This is a genomic window from Yaniella sp. (assembly GCF_030453185.1).
In the GTDB taxonomy this organism is placed as follows: domain Bacteria; phylum Actinomycetota; class Actinomycetes; order Actinomycetales; family Micrococcaceae; genus Yaniella.
Genome location: NZ_JAKDKW010000046.1, coordinates 1 through 19,250, shown reverse-complemented (window position 1 = coordinate 19,250; position 19,250 = coordinate 1). Strand labels below are relative to the sequence as shown.

At 56.9% G+C, this 19,250-nt stretch carries 18 protein-coding genes and 1 riboswitch; of the genes, 17 read left to right on the top strand and 1 reads right to left on the bottom strand.

Annotated elements, in window-relative coordinates; genetic code table 11:
• Nucleotides 1–50 precede the first annotated feature (50 nt).
• From L0H14_RS07990 to L0H14_RS07975, 4 genes are all read left to right on the top strand, one after another.
• Nucleotides 51–1,052 carry a siderophore ABC transporter substrate-binding protein gene (locus tag L0H14_RS07990; protein ID WP_301421620.1) on the top strand — a complete coding sequence of 334 codons (1,002 nt, stop codon included), beginning with the start codon at nt 51–53 and terminating at the stop codon, nt 1,050–1,052.
• 83 nt (nt 1,053–1,135) lie between these two features.
• A complete protein-coding gene (locus L0H14_RS07985; protein WP_301418934.1) occupies nt 1,136–2,080 on the top strand; it encodes an ABC transporter permease in 945 nt (314 codons plus the stop codon).
• A complete protein-coding gene (locus L0H14_RS07980; RefSeq protein ID WP_301418930.1) occupies nt 2,073–3,098 on the top strand; it encodes an iron chelate uptake ABC transporter family permease subunit in 1,026 nt (341 codons plus the stop codon). The genes L0H14_RS07985 and L0H14_RS07980 overlap by 8 nt, the downstream gene beginning before the upstream one ends.
• Nucleotides 3,095–3,850: an ABC transporter ATP-binding protein gene (locus L0H14_RS07975; RefSeq protein WP_301418928.1), complete on the top strand. Its 756-nt coding sequence runs from the start codon at nt 3,095–3,097 to the stop codon at nt 3,848–3,850. The genes L0H14_RS07980 and L0H14_RS07975 overlap by 4 nt, the downstream gene beginning before the upstream one ends.
• 16 nt (nt 3,851–3,866) lie before the next feature.
• Here the strand turns inward: L0H14_RS07975 and L0H14_RS07970 are convergent, their stop codons facing one another.
• Nucleotides 3,867–5,159 (bottom strand): class I SAM-dependent methyltransferase, encoded by a 1,293-nt coding sequence (locus L0H14_RS07970; RefSeq protein ID WP_301421618.1) that lies wholly within the window; start codon nt 5,157–5,159, stop codon nt 3,867–3,869.
• Nucleotides 5,160–5,406: 247 nt separating this feature from the next.
• On the opposite strand from L0H14_RS07970, the gene groES reads away from it, so the two are divergent.
• From groES to L0H14_RS07905, 13 genes are all read left to right on the top strand, one after another.
• The gene (groES, locus tag L0H14_RS07965; protein WP_301418924.1) at nt 5,407–5,703 is read left to right on the top strand and encodes a co-chaperone GroES; all 297 of its coding nucleotides are present in this window, start codon (nt 5,407–5,409) and stop codon (nt 5,701–5,703) included.
• Between the two features lie 49 nt (nt 5,704–5,752).
• Complete coding sequence (groL, locus tag L0H14_RS07960) at nt 5,753–7,342, top strand: chaperonin GroEL (RefSeq protein WP_301418923.1); 1,590 nt, start codon at nt 5,753–5,755, stop codon at nt 7,340–7,342.
• A 189-nt stretch (nt 7,343–7,531) separates the two neighbouring features.
• Entirely contained in the window at nt 7,532–7,954 is a 423-nt protein-coding gene (locus L0H14_RS07955) for an organic hydroperoxide resistance protein (protein ID WP_301418921.1), read from the top strand.
• A 26-nt stretch (nt 7,955–7,980) separates the two neighbouring features.
• Complete coding sequence (locus L0H14_RS07950; protein ID WP_301418919.1) at nt 7,981–8,187, top strand: hypothetical protein; 207 nt, start codon at nt 7,981–7,983, stop codon at nt 8,185–8,187.
• Between the two features lie 180 nt (nt 8,188–8,367).
• Nucleotides 8,368–8,459, top strand: a riboswitch (glycine riboswitch).
• Nucleotides 8,460–8,498: 39 nt separating this feature from the next.
• A complete protein-coding gene (gene gcvP / locus L0H14_RS07945) occupies nt 8,499–11,333 on the top strand; it encodes an aminomethyl-transferring glycine dehydrogenase (protein ID WP_301418916.1) in 2,835 nt (944 codons plus the stop codon).
• Between the two features lie 10 nt (nt 11,334–11,343).
• Nucleotides 11,344–12,444 carry a glycine cleavage system aminomethyltransferase GcvT gene (gcvT, locus tag L0H14_RS07940; RefSeq protein WP_301418914.1) on the top strand — a complete coding sequence of 367 codons (1,101 nt, stop codon included), beginning with the start codon at nt 11,344–11,346 and terminating at the stop codon, nt 12,442–12,444.
• 19 nt (nt 12,445–12,463) lie between these two features.
• Nucleotides 12,464–12,844 (top strand): glycine cleavage system protein GcvH, encoded by a 381-nt coding sequence (gcvH, locus tag L0H14_RS07935; RefSeq protein ID WP_301418912.1) that lies wholly within the window; start codon nt 12,464–12,466, stop codon nt 12,842–12,844.
• A 134-nt stretch (nt 12,845–12,978) separates the two neighbouring features.
• The gene (gene guaB / locus L0H14_RS07930) at nt 12,979–14,520 is read left to right on the top strand and encodes an IMP dehydrogenase (protein WP_301418910.1); all 1,542 of its coding nucleotides are present in this window, start codon (nt 12,979–12,981) and stop codon (nt 14,518–14,520) included.
• A gap of 62 nt (nt 14,521–14,582) precedes the next feature.
• The gene (locus L0H14_RS07925) at nt 14,583–15,719 is read left to right on the top strand and encodes a GuaB3 family IMP dehydrogenase-related protein (RefSeq protein WP_301418908.1); all 1,137 of its coding nucleotides are present in this window, start codon (nt 14,583–14,585) and stop codon (nt 15,717–15,719) included.
• A gap of 73 nt (nt 15,720–15,792) precedes the next feature.
• On the top strand, nt 15,793–16,647 hold the full coding sequence (locus L0H14_RS07920; RefSeq protein ID WP_301421616.1) for an SURF1 family cytochrome oxidase biogenesis protein: 855 nt from the start codon (nt 15,793–15,795) through the stop codon (nt 16,645–16,647).
• Between the two features lie 19 nt (nt 16,648–16,666).
• Nucleotides 16,667–17,212 (top strand): DUF3817 domain-containing protein, encoded by a 546-nt coding sequence (locus L0H14_RS07915; protein ID WP_301418904.1) that lies wholly within the window; start codon nt 16,667–16,669, stop codon nt 17,210–17,212.
• 47 nt (nt 17,213–17,259) lie between these two features.
• On the top strand, nt 17,260–18,852 hold the full coding sequence (gene guaA, locus L0H14_RS07910; protein ID WP_301418902.1) for a glutamine-hydrolyzing GMP synthase: 1,593 nt from the start codon (nt 17,260–17,262) through the stop codon (nt 18,850–18,852).
• Nucleotides 18,853–18,960: 108 nt separating this feature from the next.
• Nucleotides 18,961–19,250, top strand: a 290-nt coding sequence (locus tag L0H14_RS07905; RefSeq protein WP_301418900.1) for a hypothetical protein, incomplete at its 3' end; no start/stop codon positions are given.

The window sequence follows — 19,250 nt, the reverse complement described above, 5'->3', positions numbered from 1 at the left end:
CTAAGTAAGAATGTTATTCTGTTATCTATTCTGTCATTTGGAGACGAAACGTGAAAAAACTGGGAATCACTCGCACGAGTCTGGCGGCTTTCATCGCCGTTGGCGCACTCGGGTTGAACGCCTGTGGGTCATCAGACGCCGATAGCCCAGAGGCCGGTGCCGAAAGCGGCGATACCGTCGAGGTCACGGATATGGCCGACGAGGCCCATACTGTTCCTGCGGAACCAGAATCCGTCATTGCAACCGACAACCGCATTTTCCGTACGTTGGCGGAATGGGATGTCGAGCTTTCAGCGGCGCCGGTAGATCTCATGCCTGCCGACATGGAGATTCTCGAGAAGTACACCAATAACGATGACATTCTCAATATGGGCAATCACCGCGAGCCAGATATGGAAATGGTGACCGCGGCAGAACCAGATTTGATATTGAACGGCCAGCGCTTTAGCCAGCACGGTGAAGACCTCGCCAGCGCTGCGACTGGTGACGTACCGATCGTCAACACCGACATTGAAACTGAAACCGGTGAACTCGATCAGGAGTTCCGTGACCAGACGGCACTGCTTGGTGAAGTCTTCGGTAAACAGGACGAAGCCGACCAGCTTATCGCTGACTTCGATGAAGCGCTTGAGCGCGCACAGGAAGCTTATGATCCCGAGATGACCGTTACCGGTTTGGTCACCTCCGGTGGCGATATTAACTATGCTGCCCCCACCACCGGTCGGGCAGTTGGGCCGCTCTATGACATCCTGGAGATGACACCAGCCCTGGATGATGAGGGCTCGACCGATCATACGGGTGACGACATTTCTGTAGAGGCTATTGCTTCTGCTAACCCAGACTTTCTGATCGTGTTGGACCGTGACGCCGCCGTTGGCGACGGTTCATCTGCCGGTGCAAAAGAACTCATTGAAGAATCTGAGGCACTCCAAGATGTTCCTGCGGTAAAGAACGATAATATCTACTACATGCCAGGCGACTTCTACCTCGCTGAAGACATCCAGAACCACACTACGATTCTCAACGACCTCGCAGACCAGTGGTCGGAGTAATCTAAAGGCCTTGCGTGACTAAACTTTCTCAATCCCGCCCTGGTGGGCTCGATACATCTGCTGGTGCATCGAAAACTGCTGGACTGTGGTCGCGTAGTTGGCCGCTATTGATCGGGCTGATGGTCACCATCAGCCTGGTCATAGCATCATTATTTATCGGAGTATATGATCTGAACTCCGAAGGCGGCAGCGAGATGTTCTGGATCACCCGCGTGCCGCGCACTATCGGGTTGATTCTCTCCGGGGCCTCCATGGCCGTGGTGGGTCTCATCATGCAGTTGATGACGCAGAACCGTTTCGTGGAACCCTCGACCACCGGCACCATCGAATGGGCCGGGCTGGGGCTGATTCTGACCTATGTCGTCGTCCCGCAGCCGTCACTGACACTGCGCATGATCGTGGCCATCGTGTTTTCACTGATTGGCACCCTGATATTCTTTGCCTTCTTGCAACGTGTCGCGTTGAAGTCCTCGCTCGTGGTGCCCATTGTCGGGTTGATGCTGGGCGCTGTAGTGGGCGCGGTCTCCACATTTGTGGCATTGCAAACCGATATGTTGCAGAGCCTGGGCATTTGGTTTGCTGGGTCATTTACCGGTGTGACCAAAGGCCGCTACGAGTTGCTCTGGATTGTCGCGCTCATGACGATCATCGTGTACTTTATCGCCGACAGGTTTACGGTGGCCGGACTCGGCCAGGAAATCGCCACCTCTGTGGGACTGAATTATCGAGCGGTAGTCCTCACCGGCATTTTGATCGTGGCCGTCGTGACCGGCGTCGTCTCTGTCGTCGTTGGTTCTCTGCCGTTTCTGGGCTTAGTGGTGCCCAATATTGTCTCCATGTTTCGAGGCGATAACCTCAGATCGAATCTGCCCTGGGTTATGCTGGTCGGCATTGTCGTCATAACACTGACAGACATTATTGGCCGAACCATCATCATGCCCTTCGAAATCCCGGTTTCCATGATTCTCGGGGTCTTTGGGGCTACCGTCTTCGTGTATCTGATCGTGAAAAGGGGCCGTCGTGGCTAACACCACCACTGCTGCAGCGGTCACCACGTCAACTTTTGTGAGTTCGGCACATCGTCGTCGCTGGTTGATCTCGCTGATCGTGCTGGCATTGGCTGCCCTCGGATTGACCGCGGGTATCCTGACCTATGACAACCCGATGCCATTTGGTAGCGCAGGGTTCTGGAAGATCGCCCAATCGCGCATCACCACGGTCCTGGTCATAGCCGTTGTTGCTGCGGCGCACTCGTTTGCCACTGTTGCGTTCCATACGGTCACCTTCAACAGGATTGTGACCCCATCAATTTTGGGCTTTGAAGCCCTGTACGGGCTCATTAACACCGCGGCCGTTTTCTTCCTCGGGGCGGTCGGTGCCACCGTTACGCGCGGGATAGCGTCCTATTTCTTCCAAGTCGTCTTGATGGTGGCTTTTGCCACGCTGCTGTACTCCTGGCTGCTGAGCTCGAAATTTACCAACGTTCATACGATGCTGCTGGTCGGTGTCGTCATCGGGGCGGGGCTCGCCTCGCTCACCACGTTCATGCAGCGCATGCTCGACCCCAACGAGTTCGATGTTCTGACGGCCCGATTGATGGGCAACATCTCCAATGCCAGCACCGAATACCTGCCCTACGCCATCCCGATCGTCGCGGTCGTCGCCTTCTGGATCCTGGCGCGGGCAGGCCGAATGGATGCCATGGCGCTGGGATCATCGGTGGCTACCAGTCTGGGCCTCAATCACCGTCGCGAAACTATCAAAGTGCTGATCGCCGTCTCGATTCTGATGGCAATGACAACGTCGTTGGTCGGGCCCATGACTTTCTTAGGTTTCTTGGTGGCCACCCTGGCGTATTCGATAGCCGACACCTATAGCCACCGGGCGATCCTTCCGGTTGCGTTTTTATTGGGCTTCGTTCTGCTGACCGGTGCATATTTTGTCCTGCGGCATATATTTTACGCTCAGGGTGCAGTTACCATCATCGTCGAGCTCATCGGTGGGCTAGTATTTCTTATCGTCATCATGCGGAAGGGACGGTTATGATAACCCTCGAAAATGTGACGAAAACTTACTCGGGCGAAACCACGATCGGTCCCATTGACGTTCAAATTCCTTCCGGTGGAATTACTTCGCTGGTAGGGCCCAACGGGGCAGGAAAGTCCACGGTTCTGACCATGATGGGCCGCCTGATGAGTTCCGACACCGGCAAGATCACGGTGGGCGGCCTAGACGTGAAGCAATCCAAATCCATTGAGGTCGCCAAGAAGCTGTCTATCTTGCGGCAGGAAAACCATTTCGTCACTCGGCTGACCGTACGACAGCTGGTCGGTTTCGGCCGTTATCCGCACTCGCAAGGTCGTCTCACCGTTGAAGACGAGCACCACATCAACTCGTCACTAGAATTCTTGAACCTCACCGCACTCCAAGATCGTTACTTGGATGAGCTATCGGGTGGACAACGGCAGCGTGCATACGTGGCCATGGTTCTGGCCCAAGACACCGAGTATGTGTTCTTGGACGAGCCGCTGAACAACCTTGACATGAGTCACTCGGTGCAGATGATGCGGCAACTCCGTAAAGCCGCCGACGAGCTAGGCCGCACCGTCATTATGGTGATGCACGACATCAACTTCGCGTCCCGGTACTCAGATCACATCCTGGCGATGAACGAGGGCCAAGTTACCCACTTCGATACGTGCGCAGACACCATGAAATCCTCTGTGCTGTCCGAAATTTTTGGCACCTCGGTGCGCATTATCGACGACGTCGACGGCCCACTGGCCGTGTACTTCTAAACCTGGCCGTGTGCCTCTAAACGGGGTCCACCACGATCGCGTAGCGTTCATCGCCCACGCGCGTCAGCACCAGGGTGAGATGCTCACCTGATGCCGGCTTTTTCGAATTCTGTCCCTGCATCAGGGTGCGGCGCAATTCTTCCGGAGCGACATCTACGCCACGCTTTTTGATATCCAAGCGGGTCACACCGTGCTCTTGTACATACCGGCGCAAGGTCTTGATCTTATAGGGGAGCACCTCGAGAATTCGGTACCCGGTGGCAAAAGGGGTCTCTACGTAGGCATCGGAGCAGAAGTAGGCGATGTGCTCGTCCAACTGCCGCGCAGCGGCGGCGTCGGTCGGATCATCGACCATAAAGTGTTCGATCATCAAATCTGTGACCAGACCGGCACGAATGACCGCACCATCGGGTTCATAGAGGTAACCGGTAGCGCCCTCAATGCCCTCGATGGGTACGTCGGGAGACGCACCAAAATCAGTGGTCGAGGTGAGCTCGGCGGCGCCGGAGGGTGTAATCACGAGTGCAGCACGGCGAACGTCAGAACGCTGAACCATATTGAACCACAGGACTGCCTCGACCACGCTGCCGTGTAGGGAAACCCACTGGGCCTCGGCATTATCGGGGATGACATTATGGGCTAGTGCCGGGCCGAGTTTCACCCCGACGGCGTGGCCGGCGTCGGCGAGAGACTCGACGAAGGAGAGCGGCGGAGAAAAGGCTTCTGGGTCAAAAATGCGGACCGTACCGTGCGAGTGCGTTTTGCGGCGTGCCGGATCCAACCAGAAACCGCGCGTCGTGTGCTCATCGGCGGGGTGGTCATGTATCCAGTCCATAGCGTCGGCCACTTGGACCTTGGCGTGTGGAAAGGCCATGAGGTTGATGGTTGTGGCGGCGGCGGTTGTCTCGTCTATCTCGACGGCGGTTACGGGGATATCCAGCCCGGCGATGGCTAGGGCATCGGCGCCCAGGCCAGCTCCGAGATCTACGACTTCATCCACCCCGGCGCGGGCAAAGCGGCGCGCATGGTGGGCGGCCACCTGTAGCGACGTAGCCTGCTGGAGTCCGGCATCAGTAAAGATCATCTGATCGACAAACGGCCCAAACTTTACTTCGGCCTGGGTTCGCAGTTTGAGTTGCGTCAACACAGAGTTTACGACTCCGGGAGTGTATCCGTCGGCTCGCAAGCGTTCGGCGAGTTTCAGGGTATCGACCGTGGCGTAGTCGCCATCACGCCAGAGTTGGTTAAGAAGTTTGAAGCCTTCCGGGGTCAGGACACCGGCAAGGTCAGCAGCAGTTGAGTCAGACACAACTCCCAGCGTACCCGGTTGGTGTGCGGGTGGATGCTGCGGCGTCGCTGTTGCGCATTTTTCAAGGTTCGTGAATTTAGCACTCTATTTGACCAAGTGCTAACAGGGTAATACAGTTGGGATTAGCACACGCACCATGTGAGTGCTAAAGCCTTTAGGTTCCAGCCATCCGGCACCCGCGACGACGGTTGGCTTGCCCGGCAACTGAACATTATTTACCTTTTACAGTATTAGTAGGAGAAGATTCATGGCTGTTTCCATCAAGCCGCTTGAGGACCGTATCGTTGTAGAACCACTGGCCGCTGAGCAGACCACTGCTTCCGGTCTGGTCATCCCCGATACCGCCCAGGAAAAACCACAAGAAGGAAAAGTCGTTGCAGTGGGCCCAGGCCGCGTTGCTGAAAACGGCGAACGCGTCAGCGTTGACGTTGCCGAAGGCGACGTCGTCCTGTTCTCCAAATACGGTGGCACCGAAGTCAAGTACGCCGGTCAGGAATTCCTCGTCCTGTCCGCTCGTGACGTGCTCGCCGTCATCGAAAAATAAGTCTGACACTACTCACATATTTTTCGAAACGAATTACTAAGGAGAACAGTTGGCTAAACAGTTGCTATTCAACGACGAAGCCCGCCGTGCATTACAGGCCGGTGTCGACAAGTTGGCTGATACCGTCAAGGTCACCCTCGGTCCGAAAGGCCGCAATGTCGTACTCGACAAAGCATGGGGCGCACCAAACATCACCAACGATGGCGTAACCATCGCCCGTGAAGTAGAGCTGGAAGACCCATACGAAAACATGGGCGCCCAGCTGGCAAAAGAAGTTGCCACCAAAACTCAGGACATCGCCGGTGACGGTACGACCACCGCAACCATTCTTGCCCAGGCTCTGGTCAACGAAGGTATGCGCCTGGTTGCCGCCGGTGCAGCCCCCGGCGAAGTTCGCAAAGGTGTAGAAGCCGCAGTAGAAGTACTGCAGCAGCGCCTGCTGGAAAACGCTGTCGAGGTATCCGGCGACAACGTGTCACACGTTGCTGCCATCTCATCCGGTGAAGACGAAATCGGTGAACTGCTGGCCAAGGCCTTCGATACCGTTGGCGTCAACGGTGTTATCACCGTGGAGGAATCCTCCACTACAGACACCGAGCTGGAAATCACCGAAGGTATGGAATTCGATAAGGGCTACCTGTCGCCATACATGGTCACTGACGCTGAGCGTCAGGAAGCCGTGCTGGAAGATCCATACATTCTGCTGACCCAGTCGAAGATCTCCAACGTGCAGGAATTCCTGCCACTGTTGGAACAGGTTCTGCAGGAAAAGAAACCGCTATTCATCATCGCTGAAGATGTTGACGGTGAAGCACTGTCCACCCTGGTGGTCAACAAACTGCGCGGTACCTTGAACGCTGTTGCTGTCAAAGCCCCTGGCTTCGGCGACCGCCGCAAGGCCATGCTGCAGGACATTGCCACCCTGACTGGTGCACAGGTTGTTTCCGAAGACCTGGGCATGAAGCTGGATCAGGTTGGTACCGAAGTTCTGGGTAGCGCACGTCGTATTACCGTCACCAAGGAAGTCACCACCATCGTTGATGGCGCCGGTGACGCTCAGGACGTATCCGACCGCGTTGGCCAGATCAAATCCGAAATCGAAGCAACCGAATCGGATTGGGACCGCGAAAAACTGCAGGAACGTTTGGCCAAACTGGCCGGTGGCGTTTCTGTCATCAAGGTTGGTGCCGCAACCGAGGTTGAGCTCAAAGAGCGTAAGGGACGCATCGAAGATGCTGTCGCTTCAACCCGTGCAGCGCTTGAAGAAGGCATCGTTGCCGGTGGCGGTACCGCACTGATCAACGCTGCTGCTGCACTTAATGACGCACCAGAGCTCCAGAATCTGTCGTCAGATCAGCTGGCAGGCGTCAACGTTGTGCGCCGCGCTATCGTTCAGCCAACCCGCTGGATCGCGCTGAACGCTGGCGAAGACGGCTCCGTCGTCGTCTCCCGTGTTGCTGAGCTGCAGCCGAACGAGGGCTACAACGCCGCGTCCGGTGAATACGGCAACCTGGTAGATGCCGGCATTATTGACCCGGTCAAGGTCACCCGCTCCGCGCTGGCGAACGCCGCATCGATCGCCGGTATGGTGCTGACCACCGAAACACTCGTTGCCGACAAAGTTGAAGAAGAAGACTAAGTACTCTCGCTACTGAAACCTTCAGACAGGACCTCTGCCTCGGACTCGGGGCAGAGGTCCTGTTGGTTAACCACGCGCGGTATGAGGTCTAGACAACATCCTGAAATACGGCAAGGCTAGAAGGTGGTTAGTCGCTGAAGCGGCTACTGAATGCAGAGAAGCTGAGCTTCTATACAAAGGAGAAGAGATATGAACACTCCCGAAAACATTGCATACACTGCCAAGGCAGAAATCACGGGTGGTCGAGATGGCCGTGGTACCACCGACGACGAAATGGTCGATGTCAGCCTTCGCACTCCAAAAGAGCAGGGCGGCCCAGGAGGCGGCGCGAATCCAGAACAGCTCTTTGCTGTCGGGTACGGCGCCTGTTTCCAAAGTGCTTTGGGCTTAGCCGGTAAAGAACTGGGTGTCGATACGACGGGTTCTGTGGTCAACACCGAGGTAGGGATTGGCAAAGAAGGCGAAAGTTTCGGCCTGTCTATAAAACTTATGGTGAGCATACCGAACGTCGAGCAAGAGACTGCGCAGAAGGTCGTCGATCGCACTCACGAGTTGTGCCCATATTCCAAGGCCATCCGAGGCAATATTCCTGTCGAGGTCCTGGCCGTTTGAGATAGCTAGCTTCGTACGAATATGCGGTGAGCCCCGGCAATGATCTGTCGGGGCTGCCGTGTGCTCGCCCCGCGAACACTCCGGGCGCTTCGGAGGTCCTGCTCATGCTTCCGTTTGTCGTCTGGTCTGAAGTGCTAGGGACCTGGGCCGTGCTGTTCATTGTTGTCACCGCCATTCCAACAGCGGTCCTCGATGTGCGACATATCCGTCACGTCCAGAGGTCTTTCCTGTGATGTAGCGACAATCTCCACGCCTGTCGGGGACAAGTTCTCAATTTCGAAAGTCCAGGCTATACTGTGACGCGAAGCATAATTGAATGTGGCCGTGCATAGCAGGCGGGAGAGCCCAGCGTAATGGGCACCGACGGTGCAACTTCCTCCCCAGGAATCTCTCAGGTACCCCTACCGTCTACTACAGGCCAATCTGGAAAGCAGTCGCATAAGCGGCTCACCGACGGGGCAACCAGTTACTGGAAAACTCTCAGGTCTATAACAGATGGGGAGGGATCCAACGGATAACACTGTATCCACACCTAGGAGATCCCATGGCTGTTTATGAACTGGCCAACTTTGCTCATCGTCACCTCGGCCCACGTGAATCCGGCATTGCAGAAATGCTGGAAACACTCGGCTATGAGGACCTAGATGCGCTCACCACCGCGGCAATGCCTGAAAACATTGTCCAAGATGAACCACTTGTCCTGCCCGATGCGCTCACCGAGGCCCAAGCCCAAGCTCGACTTCGTGAACTAGCGGCCAAGAACAGCGTTAAGAAAACCATGATCGGTCAGGGCTTCTACGACACCATCACCCCGGCCGTCATCCGCCGAAATGTCTTTGAAAACCCCGGCTGGTACACCGCATACACGCCCTATCAGCCAGAAATTTCCCAGGGCCGTCTTGAGGCCCTGCTGAACTACCAGACCATGGTCTCTGACCTGACTGGCTTAGAAATTGCCAACGCTTCGATGCTGGATGAATCCTCAGCCGCCGCCGAAGCCGTGCTCATGATGCGCCGGGCCAACCGCAAACACTCGGCTGCGCCCGTGGTCATCGACAAAAATATCTTCCCGCAGACCCTATCGGTCATTCTGGGACGCACCCGCTCACTTGGTGTCGAAACCCACCTTGTCGATCTAGCAACCGAGGGCCTGCCAGAAGGCGATCTGTGCGGTGTGCTCGTCCAACAGCCAGGCGACGACGGCGCACTCGTCAACCACCAGGCCATTTTCGATGAGGCCAAAGAACGCGGCGCCATGATCAGTGTGATCGCCGATCTACTGTCACTGACCTTGATCACCCCACCGGGAGAGCAAGGGGCCGACATTGCGGTGGGAACTACCCAGCGTTTTGGTGTCCCGCTGTTCTACGGTGGACCACACGCCGCCTACATGGCCACCCGAGAACGGTTCGTCCGCCAAATGCCAGGCCGTCTGGTCGGTGTTTCTCAAGATGCTTCTGGCACACCGGCTTACCGCTTGGCGCTGCAGACCCGCGAGCAACATATCCGCCGCGAAAAAGCCACTTCCAACATCTGTACCGCACAAGCACTGCTGGCGGTAATGGCCGGAATGTACGGGGTCTATCACGGTCCGGAGGGCGTCACCCAAATTGCGCTGCGCACCCACTCCATGGCCAGCCGCTTGGCCGCTTCGCTGCGCTCGGGAGGCTTTGAACTCGCCACCGAACACTTCTTTGACACCCTGGTTGTCAGCGTCGATGACGTTACCGCGACCATGGCCAAGGCTGATGACGCCGGTTACAACCTGCGTCGCTTCTCGGATACTCAGGTTGGCATCTCTACGGATGAGACCACCACCGATGCTGACATCGCAGCCTTAGCTTCGGTCTTTGGTATTGAACTCGCTACGTCGTCAGAGCCGGCGATCGATTCGGCCCTGACCCGCGAATCAGAATTCATGACGCATGAGATCTTCCAGACCATTCGTTCTGAATCCACCATGATGCGCTATTGCCGACGTCTGGCAGACCGCGATCTCGCGCTGGACCGCACCATGATCCCACTGGGCTCGTGCACAATGAAACTCAACGCTGCCGCCGAGATGGAAGCTACTGCCTGGCCAGAGTTCGCAGGGATTCACCCCTACGCACCGACCGAACAAGCCGCCGGATGGATCGAATTGATCGAAGATTTGGAATCCAAGCTCGAAGCGATCACCGGTTATGCTGCTGTGTCGTTGCAACCCAACGCCGGGTCTCAAGGTGAGTACGCGGGTCTGCAGGCCATCCGCCAGTACCTCAACTCTCAGGGCGAGACACAACGCGATATTTGCATCATCCCGGCATCCGCGCACGGCACGAACGCCGCTTCAGCAGTCCTTGCCGGTCTGCAAGTCAGCGTCGTCAAAACCGCTGAGGATGGGTCCATTGACTCCGACCACCTCGACGAGGTGCTCGAAAAATACGGTGATCGCATCGCCGCGATCATGATCACCTACCCATCGACCGCCGGTATCTACGACACCGACGTTGTCGAGATCTGCGAAAAGATTCACAACGCAGGCGGGCAGGTCTACATCGACGGTGCGAACCTCAATGCCCTGGTCGGATTGGCACAACCCGGTAAATTTGGTGGCGATGTCTCCCACCTGAACTTGCACAAAACCTTTGCCATCCCGCACGGTGGCGGTGGCCCAGGTGTTGGTCCGGTCTGCGTGGCCGAGCACCTCAAACCACACCTGCCTGCCAATCCAAACGGTCCACTACCGGAAGACGCCACCCCGGTTGCGTCGACCCTCTACGGTTCAGCCGGTGTCCTGCCGATTACCTGGGCTTATGTCTCAATGATGGGTGCACCCGCGCTCAAAGAGGCAACCCAGGTGGCAGTACTATCGGCAAACTACCTGGCTCACCGACTCAAAGACCACTACCCACTGCTCTACACGGGCCTGAATGGGTTGGTCGCACACGAGTGCATTCTGGACCTGCGCGAGCTCACCAAACAAACTGGTGTCACTGCTGAAGACGTGGCCAAACGCCTCATGGACTTCGGATTCCACGCCCCAACCATGGCCTTCCCGGTACCGGGCACCCTCATGGTCGAGCCAACCGAATCCGAAGACCTCGTTGAAATCGAACGCTTCATCACCGCGATGATCACCATCCGCGAGGAAATCGAAGAAATCGCCAACGAAAAAGTTGCCCTAGAAGGCTCCGTGCTGCGCAACGCCCCGCACACGGTAGCTGATGTGGTGTCCTCAGATTGGGACCGTGCGTACTCGGTAGAACAAGCCGCGTTCCCGGTTCCGGCACTGCGCGTGGACAAATACTTCACCCCGGTTTCGCGTATTGATCAGGCCGGCGGCGACCGCAACCTGATCTGCTCGTGCCCACCACCGGAAGCGTTCGAAATCGACTAGGAGCCTGCACATGACATTGAAAACTACCGCATTATTTGAGGCGCACGAGGCACTGGGCGCAAGCTTCACAGATTTCAACGGCTGGAACATGCCGCTGAAATACTTCTCAGAAATCACCGAGCACAAGGCCGTCCGCGAAGCCGTGGGGATCTTCGATCTTTCACATATGGGCGAAATTTTTGTTAGCGGTCCCGAAGCCGTCAAAGGGCTCAACACCGCCCTGGCCGGGGACTTCTCCAAAATGACCATCGGTCGGGCAAAATATACGGTCATGCTCACCGAAGAAGGCACAATCCTTGATGATCTGATCGTCTACCGGCTGGGGGAGGACCGCTACCTCATGGTCCCCAACGCCGGCAACGCCGCCGCCGTGTCAGAAGCCGTGACTGAGCGGTTAGCCGGTCTGGACGTGACCATCGACGATGCAACCGACCGACTCTCACTGCTAGGTATCCAAGGACCACAAGCACAAAACGTGGTCGCAGCCCTGGGCGATGAATTCGCAGAAGCAGCGTCGTCGTTGAAAAACTATCGGGTCACTCAACTGACCGTGGAGGGTAGCGAATGGATCGTAGCCCGCACCGGGTACACGGGTGAGGATGGTTTCGAAATCATTACCCCCAACGACCAGGTGAACCACTTGTGGAATCGCATCTTCGCCGCCGACGCTGGAGTCGAAGCCACCGCCTGTGGCCTGGCGAGTCGTGACTCGCTGCGCCTGGAAGCCGGGATGCCACTGTATGGCAACGAGCTCTCGCGCGAACGCACACCGTTTGAAGCCGGCCTGGGACGGATCGTGTCCTTCGAAAAACCACAGAACTTTGTCGGACGAGCCGCACTGGAACCACATCGCGATGCGCCACCCGCACAAGTCTTGGTTGGCCTGACCAGCGATCAACGTCGCGCCGGACGTAGTGGCGCAACGATCGTCGTTGATGATCAAGCCGTTGGTGTCGTGACCTCCGGGATCCCGTCACCGACACTGTCTCAACCGGTAGCACTGGGCTACATCGATGCCGAACACGCGGCAGTCGATACCGCCGTGGACGTAAAAATCCGCGGTAAAGCGCTGCCGTTTGTCATCACCAAACCCCCGTTCTACACTCGCTAACCTAAACGAAGGACCCATCATGACAGTAGTTAAATCCGCATTGCGCTACTCCGCCGAACACGAATGGCTCAATGACGAGGACCCGGTACGCATTGGCATTACCGACTACGCCGCCGATCAACTCGGTGACGTCGTCTTTGCGGAGCTGCCAGAAGTTGGCGATACCGTAACCGCCGGAGAAGTCTGTGGCGAACTGGAATCCACCAAATCCGTTTCCGAATTGTACTCACCGGTCTCCGGAACGATTGTGGAATCCAACGAAGACGTCATCCAAAACCCCGAACGTATCAACGAAGACCCATACGGTGCCGGCTGGTTGTTCACCGTAGACGTCTCGGAAGAGGGGCCACTACTGACCCCAGAGCAATATGCCGAGCAGACTGAAGGCACCGTCGAGTAAGAATTCTTCGGTGTTTTGGCCCGGAAGTGTTCACGGTCTGCGATGAAACGTCACCATGAGTGACGTTCGGAATATTCGACGTCGTAAAGCCCTTATCATGGGAACCAAAGGATTTCTTGAAAGGGTATGATCCAGTGACCGACCACACTTCCGGGCCATCATCTGAACCTGTAGCAAAAGCCCACAACCCATTCGGGTTTGTAGGTCTTACTTATGATGACGTCTTGTTGTTGCCAAACGCGACCGACGTCATCCCAGCCGATGCCAATGTCTCAACCCAACTGACCAAACGCATCCGCATCAATACCCCCGTGATCTCCGCGGCCATGGATACCGTCACCGAAGCGCCACTGGCCATCGCCATGGCACGCTACGGTGGCCTCGGAGTACTCCACCGCAACCTCTCGATCGAAGACCAAGCGTCCGAAGTCGATAAGGTCAAGCGCAACGAATCCGGCATGATCACCGACCCGGTCACCATCTCTCCAGACGCCACCCTGGCCGAATGGGACGACCTGTGCGGACGCTACCGCATCTCCGGGCTGCCCGTGGTCGATGAACAGCAGGTTCTGCTGGGCATTATTACCAACCGTGATACCCGCTTTGTCCCAGGCGACGAATATGCCACCACCAAGGTGCACGAGATCATGACCAAAATGCCATTGGTCACCGCACCCGTCAATGTTCAACGCGACGAAGTGGTGCGTCTGCTGCAAGAACACCGCATCGAAAAACTGCCACTGGTCGGTAAAGACAACACGCTCGAAGGTCTCATCACCGTAAAGGACTTCGATAAGGCTCAAGAGTTCCCCCACGCTGCAAAAGACGACGACGGTCGCCTGCGGGTCGGCGGTGCCGTTGGATTCTTCGGAGATGGCTTTGAACGCGCCATGAGCCTGGTCGACGCCGGGGTGGATCTGCTCGTGGTCGATACGGCCAATGGTCACACTCAGGGTGTCCTGGATATGGTCGCCAAACTCAAAGACGATCCAGCCGCCAAACACGTCGATGTCATTGGTGGGCAAGCTGCAACTTATCAGGGTGCGAAAGCCTTGGTCGATGCCGGCGTTGATGCCGTCAAAGTCGGTGTTGGTCCGGGCTCGATCTGTACCACCCGCGTGGTGGCAGGTGTGGGAGTACCGCAAATCACCGCCATCTATGAGTCAGCCAAAGCAGCGATTCCGGCCGGTGTGCCGATCATCGCCGACGGCGGACTGCAGCACTCGGGCGACATCGGTAAGGCCATTGTCGCCGGTGCGAACTCGGTGATGCTGGGATCCTTGCTGGCCGGCACCGCAGAATCACCCGGTGACCTTGTCTTCTACAACGGCAAGCAGTTCAAGTCCTACCGCGGTATGGGCTCCCTGGGTGCCATGCAAACCCGTGATGGTTCACGCTCCTATTCCAAGGACCGCTACTTCCAAGCCGATGTGCCAGATGATGAAAAACTCATCCCGGAAGGTATCGAAGGTCAAGTCCCATTCCGCGGACCACTTGGTGCAGTGCTTCACCAGTTGGAAGGTGGCCTGCGCCAGACCATGTTCTACACGGGTTCAGAAACCATCGACCAGTTGCAGCGCGACGGCCGTTTTGTCCGCGTGACCGCAGCCGGGCTAAAAGAGTCCCACCCGCATGACATTATGATGACGGTGGAAGCACCAAACTATCGCGCCTAATAGAGTGTCAGTAGAACCTCAGCGCTAAAACCCATCCACAATCGGATAGAAACTGGATACACGTGAGCTACGAAGTTGAAATTGGTCTCGGTAAACGCGGCAGGAAATCCATGCCCCTGGATGCCATATCTATCGTGCCAACCCGCCGAACACGCGACCCGGAAGACGTCTCGCTGGACTGGCAGATCGATGCCTTCAAATTCTCCATGCCCGTCATCGGTGCACCAATGGACTCGGTGATGTCACCGGCCACCGCGATCCAGTTGGGCCAACTCGGTGGTATGGGTGTGCTCAACCTCGAAGGCCTGTGGACCCGCTACGCCGACCCACAGCCTGTATTAGAAGAAATTGCGGTACTCCAAGCTCAGCAGTTCTCTCCCGAAAATACTGCACGGCTCCAAGAGCTGTACTCAGCACCCATCCAAGCCGAACTGATTTCGGCTCGACTGGAAGAAATTCGCGATGCCGGAGTGGTCGTTGCCGGAGCACTGACACCACAACGCACCCAGGAGTTCTACAAGACCGTAGTGGATGCCGGAGTAGACATGTTCGTCATCCGCGGCACCACCGTCTCGGCACAACATGTGTCCGAAACAAAAGAATCACTGGACCTCAAGAAGTTCATTTATGAACTCGATGTCCCAGTGATCGTCGGGGGAGTGGCGGGTTACACCCCGGCGCTGCACCTGATGCGCACTGGTGCGGCTGGTGTACTCGTCGGTTTCGGTGGTGGCGCATCATCAACCACCCGCCGTGCTCTGGGTATTCGTGTACCGATGGCTACCGCTATCTCCGATATCGCCGAAGCCCGCCGTGACTACATGGACGAGTCCGGCGGTCGCTACGTCCACGTCATCGCCGACGGCGGACTGGGCACTTCCGGAGACATCGTCAAAGCCATCGGCATGGGCGCCGACGCCGTCATGCTGGGCACCACCCTGGCTCGGGCTGCTGAAGCACCCGGCAAAGGCTGGCACTGGGGACTGGAAGCAGCCCACCAGGATTTCCCACGCGGCGACCGAACCCATGTTGGTACCGTGGCCCCAATGGACGAATTGTTGCTGGGTGCAACCAACCACACCAACGGCACCGCCAACCTGATGGGGGCACTGCGCCGCGCCATGGCCTCCACCGGCTACACGGATCTGAAAGACTTCCAAAAAGTCGAAGTCCAGATCTCACCGACTTACTCCGGGTGATACCTACTTGCTACGTACAGCTTTAAAACCTCGGTGGATAGGCTTTTTATTAGTTACCCTCGCGGTGGCTTCCTTGTTTGTCTTGCTGACCCAGTGGCAGTTTGCACAATCCACCGCAGTGCAACCTCGAACGCACGCCGAAACAGAAACCCAGGTCGAGTTGACCGAGCACTTCGAACCCGGTGTGGCCATGATGAGCGACCAAGCCGATCAGATGGTGTACTTCACGGGCACCATCGACCCGGAACGCACCGTCCAGGTGGAATCCCGGGTCGATGAAGGCAATGTCGGGCTCTGGCTGGTTTCTAGCGCGACCGTTGAAGGCGCACCTGGAGACAACAACATCCCGATCGCCTGGGGCTGGGTCCCAGACGAAATCGAAGGTGACTCGGCCGAGATTGCCTCGCTATTCGAAGAATCGACGGGGCTGTCGGTTGACGAACCCATGCAAATTCAGGGCCGCCTGATACCGGGCGAAGGACCAACACCCAATACGAACCACTTCATCGAACCGGTTCGCACCCAAATGCTGGCCTCGGCCGAACTGGTCAACCTGTGGAACCAGCCGCTATACGCCGGATATGTCGTTGCTGAGACCTTTACGGTCGACGGCGTTGAACACACCGTATCTGGTGACGAAGTTGAAGATGTCGCCGCAGCTCCGCAACCCGAAGAACGAGAAGTTGCCTGGCTCAATATTTTCTATGCGGTTGAATGGTTCATCTTCGCCGTCTTCTCGTTGTATCTGTGGTGGCGCTTCGTCCGTGATGACTACCTGAAGGATCAACGCGAAGCTGAACTTGATGAACTATGGGAACGGCACTGGCGTTCTCGCGAATTGCAACGCCTGCGTGACCAAGCACGCCAAGACAAGGTAGCTGCCGCGCAAGCCTACCGCGCCTACTACGGGCAGGACTCCGATGAGTAAGAAGGACGATCGAAATACCATGACAGATAAGTCGAACCCACCGGTAGACCCCTCCACCCTGCCGGACCCAGAAGACATTACCGAAGACGATCTCGGCCAGGCGCCACCGCGCCCCGAAGCCAAAAAGAAGCGTCGCTTCGGAGGGACCCACCGACAGATCCGGGGCGCCCAGAAACTGTATAAATTTACCGCCTGGCTCACCGGTATCTTCCTGTTGTTGCTGGTACTCCAGATGATCGTCAAATACGGTTTCGGCTATGAACTGTTCGCCGGTGGAACCGCAGAAGACGGCACAGAATTCATCGTTGGCCTGTACCACCAAGACGCCGTTCTAGAAGGCGTCAATATTTCACTGATTATCCTCATTGTCCATGGTTGGCTGTACGTCGCCTATCTGCTGGGTTGCTTCAGACTCTGGGCGATGATGCGCTGGGGCGGCGTACGACTGCTTTCCATGGCCGGTGGCGGCGTCGTACCGTTCTTGTCCTTCGTCGTTGAGAAACGCGTCAATAGAGAAGTCGAACGCGAATTGGCCGCTCATCCAGAAGCGACCATGCGCTACTAGCGCGTTCCGTGAGTCGAACCCATCGATCAACTAGACTGAATGCTGTGATGACTACACCCCAAAACGCTACCGTTTCCGCTCAAGACACCGTCATCGTTGTGGACTACGGTTCCGACGACGCCCAATTACTTGCTCGACGCATCCGCGAAGCAAAAGTGTATTCGGAAGTCCACGCCTATACCGCCGGAGCGAGCGCAATTCTGGGCGCACAGCCTGCAGCTCTAGTGATTGCGGCTCGTTCCACCACCACCGAGGAACTCCCGGAGATCGATCCACAACTGCTGAACGCTGGGATTCCGGTCTTGGCCGTCGGCGGGGGATTCCTTGCCGTGACCAAAGCGCTAGGTGGCACTGTCACACTCGATGCAGCATCCAACCAAGTGCTGGCCCTCGATAATGTCGACGACAATTCGACGTTGTTCTCCGGTCAGCCGGCAACTCAAAACGTAGCCACCAATCATGCCCACATCATTACTGAGCCAAGCGACGGCTTCGTCGTAACAGCCTCGCATACCTCAATGCCGGTTGCAGCCGCCGAAAATTCGGAACAGCAGCTGTATGGCATGCTGTGGAACCCTGGCGGAGAGGATTCCACACATGGTCAAGCCGCCATCAAAAACTTCCTGTTCATCGCAGCGGATCTGTCCCCTGACTGGTCGGTCGAGCAAGTCATCGAGCAACAGGTTACGAAAATTCGTGAACAAATCGGTGACAAGCGCGCTCTAGTAGGACTCTCCGGTGGAGTCGACTCCGCCGTCGCGGCAGCCTTAGTCCAACGCGCAGTTGGCGATCAGCTGACCGCGGTCTACGTGAACCACGGATTGATGCGCAAGGACGAATCCGTAGAAATCGAACAGGCCTTCGGTGCCTCCACCGGTGGTGCAAAGCTGATCATGATCGATGCCGAAGAGGAGTTTCTTTCGGCTCTCGACGGAGTCTCTGACCCAGAAGCCAAACGCAAAATCATCGGTGCGCGATTCATCCGCACCTTCGAACGGGCCCAGGCAGAAATTGTTGCGGAATCAGCCAATGATCCCAATGCGACCGCGGTGCAGTTCTTGGTGCAGGGGACCGTCTATCCGGATGTTATCGAATCCGGCGACGCCGATGGTTCCAAAGTCATCAAGTCCCACCATAACGTGGGCGGGCTACCCGAGGACATCGAATTCGAACTCGTGGAACCACTACGTCAACTCTTCAAAGATGAAGTTCGTGCCGTGGGTACGAAATTAGGCCTACCCGATGAAATCGTCTGGCGCCAACCATTCCCCGGTCCTGGTTTGGGGATTCGTATTGTCGGGGCCGTCTCGAAGGAACGGCTCGATCTCTTGCGTGAAGCCGATGCGATCGTGCGTGAAGAACTCACGGCGTCGGGCCTTGACCGTGAAATCTGGCAATCACCGGTCGTGTTGCTGGCTGATGTTCGTTCGGTCGGTGTCAATGACGGCGGGCGTACCTACGGTCACCCGGTTGTATTGCGTCCCGTCCTGTCGGAAGACGCCATGACCGCACGATTCGCTCGCATTCCATATGACATCTTGGATCGCATTTCGCAGCGCATCACCGACGAAGTCGACGGAATCAACCGGGTGGTGCTGGATATTACCGGCAAACCGCCGGGAACCATTGAGTGGGAGTAGGATTCCTGCCTATAGGGCCGATTTATGTGGTGTGGCAACGCGAAACTCAGCGGGATTGGTACTAGAGTCAGGTAGGTGCAACCTGTATCAACCACAGGAAGGATGAGCGTGAGCCACGATAAACATGACGTCGACCACGACGATACAGCGCTGTCTGCCGAAGACGTTGACACGAGTATCGAAGTGGCCGCAACCGAAGCCCCGATCGCCAAGGAGGCTGACGCCGCGGAGGACGACACGGTGGATCCTGTGGAGGTTGCCGAACAAGACTTTTCCCGGTGGCTAGCTGAGATCGCCACCGGAACTGAATCCGACACCATGTTGCGGTACGCGCCAACCCGGTCGAATTCGATTGATGTTACGCACTCCCAGCCCAGTGGACTCACCCAATTCTTGTC

What these genes read in the sequence shown, in the direction of transcription:
- L0H14_RS07915 (WP_301418904.1), top strand. Translation starts at nt 16,667, where the DNA reads ATGACAGATAAGTCGAACCCACCGGTAGACCCCTCCACCCTGCCGGAC.
- gcvP (WP_301418916.1), top strand. Translation starts at nt 8,499, where the DNA reads ATGGCTGTTTATGAACTGGCCAACTTTGCTCATCGTCACCTCGGCCCA.
- L0H14_RS07955 (WP_301418921.1), top strand. Translation starts at nt 7,532, where the DNA reads ATGAACACTCCCGAAAACATTGCATACACTGCCAAGGCAGAAATCACG.
- gcvH (WP_301418912.1), top strand. Translation starts at nt 12,464, where the DNA reads ATGACAGTAGTTAAATCCGCATTGCGCTACTCCGCCGAACACGAATGG.
- guaA (WP_301418902.1), top strand. Translation starts at nt 17,260, where the DNA reads ATGACTACACCCCAAAACGCTACCGTTTCCGCTCAAGACACCGTCATC.
- gcvT (WP_301418914.1), top strand. Translation starts at nt 11,344, where the DNA reads ATGACATTGAAAACTACCGCATTATTTGAGGCGCACGAGGCACTGGGC.
- groES (WP_301418924.1), top strand. Translation starts at nt 5,407, where the DNA reads ATGGCTGTTTCCATCAAGCCGCTTGAGGACCGTATCGTTGTAGAACCA.
- L0H14_RS07975 (WP_301418928.1), top strand. Translation starts at nt 3,095, where the DNA reads ATGATAACCCTCGAAAATGTGACGAAAACTTACTCGGGCGAAACCACG.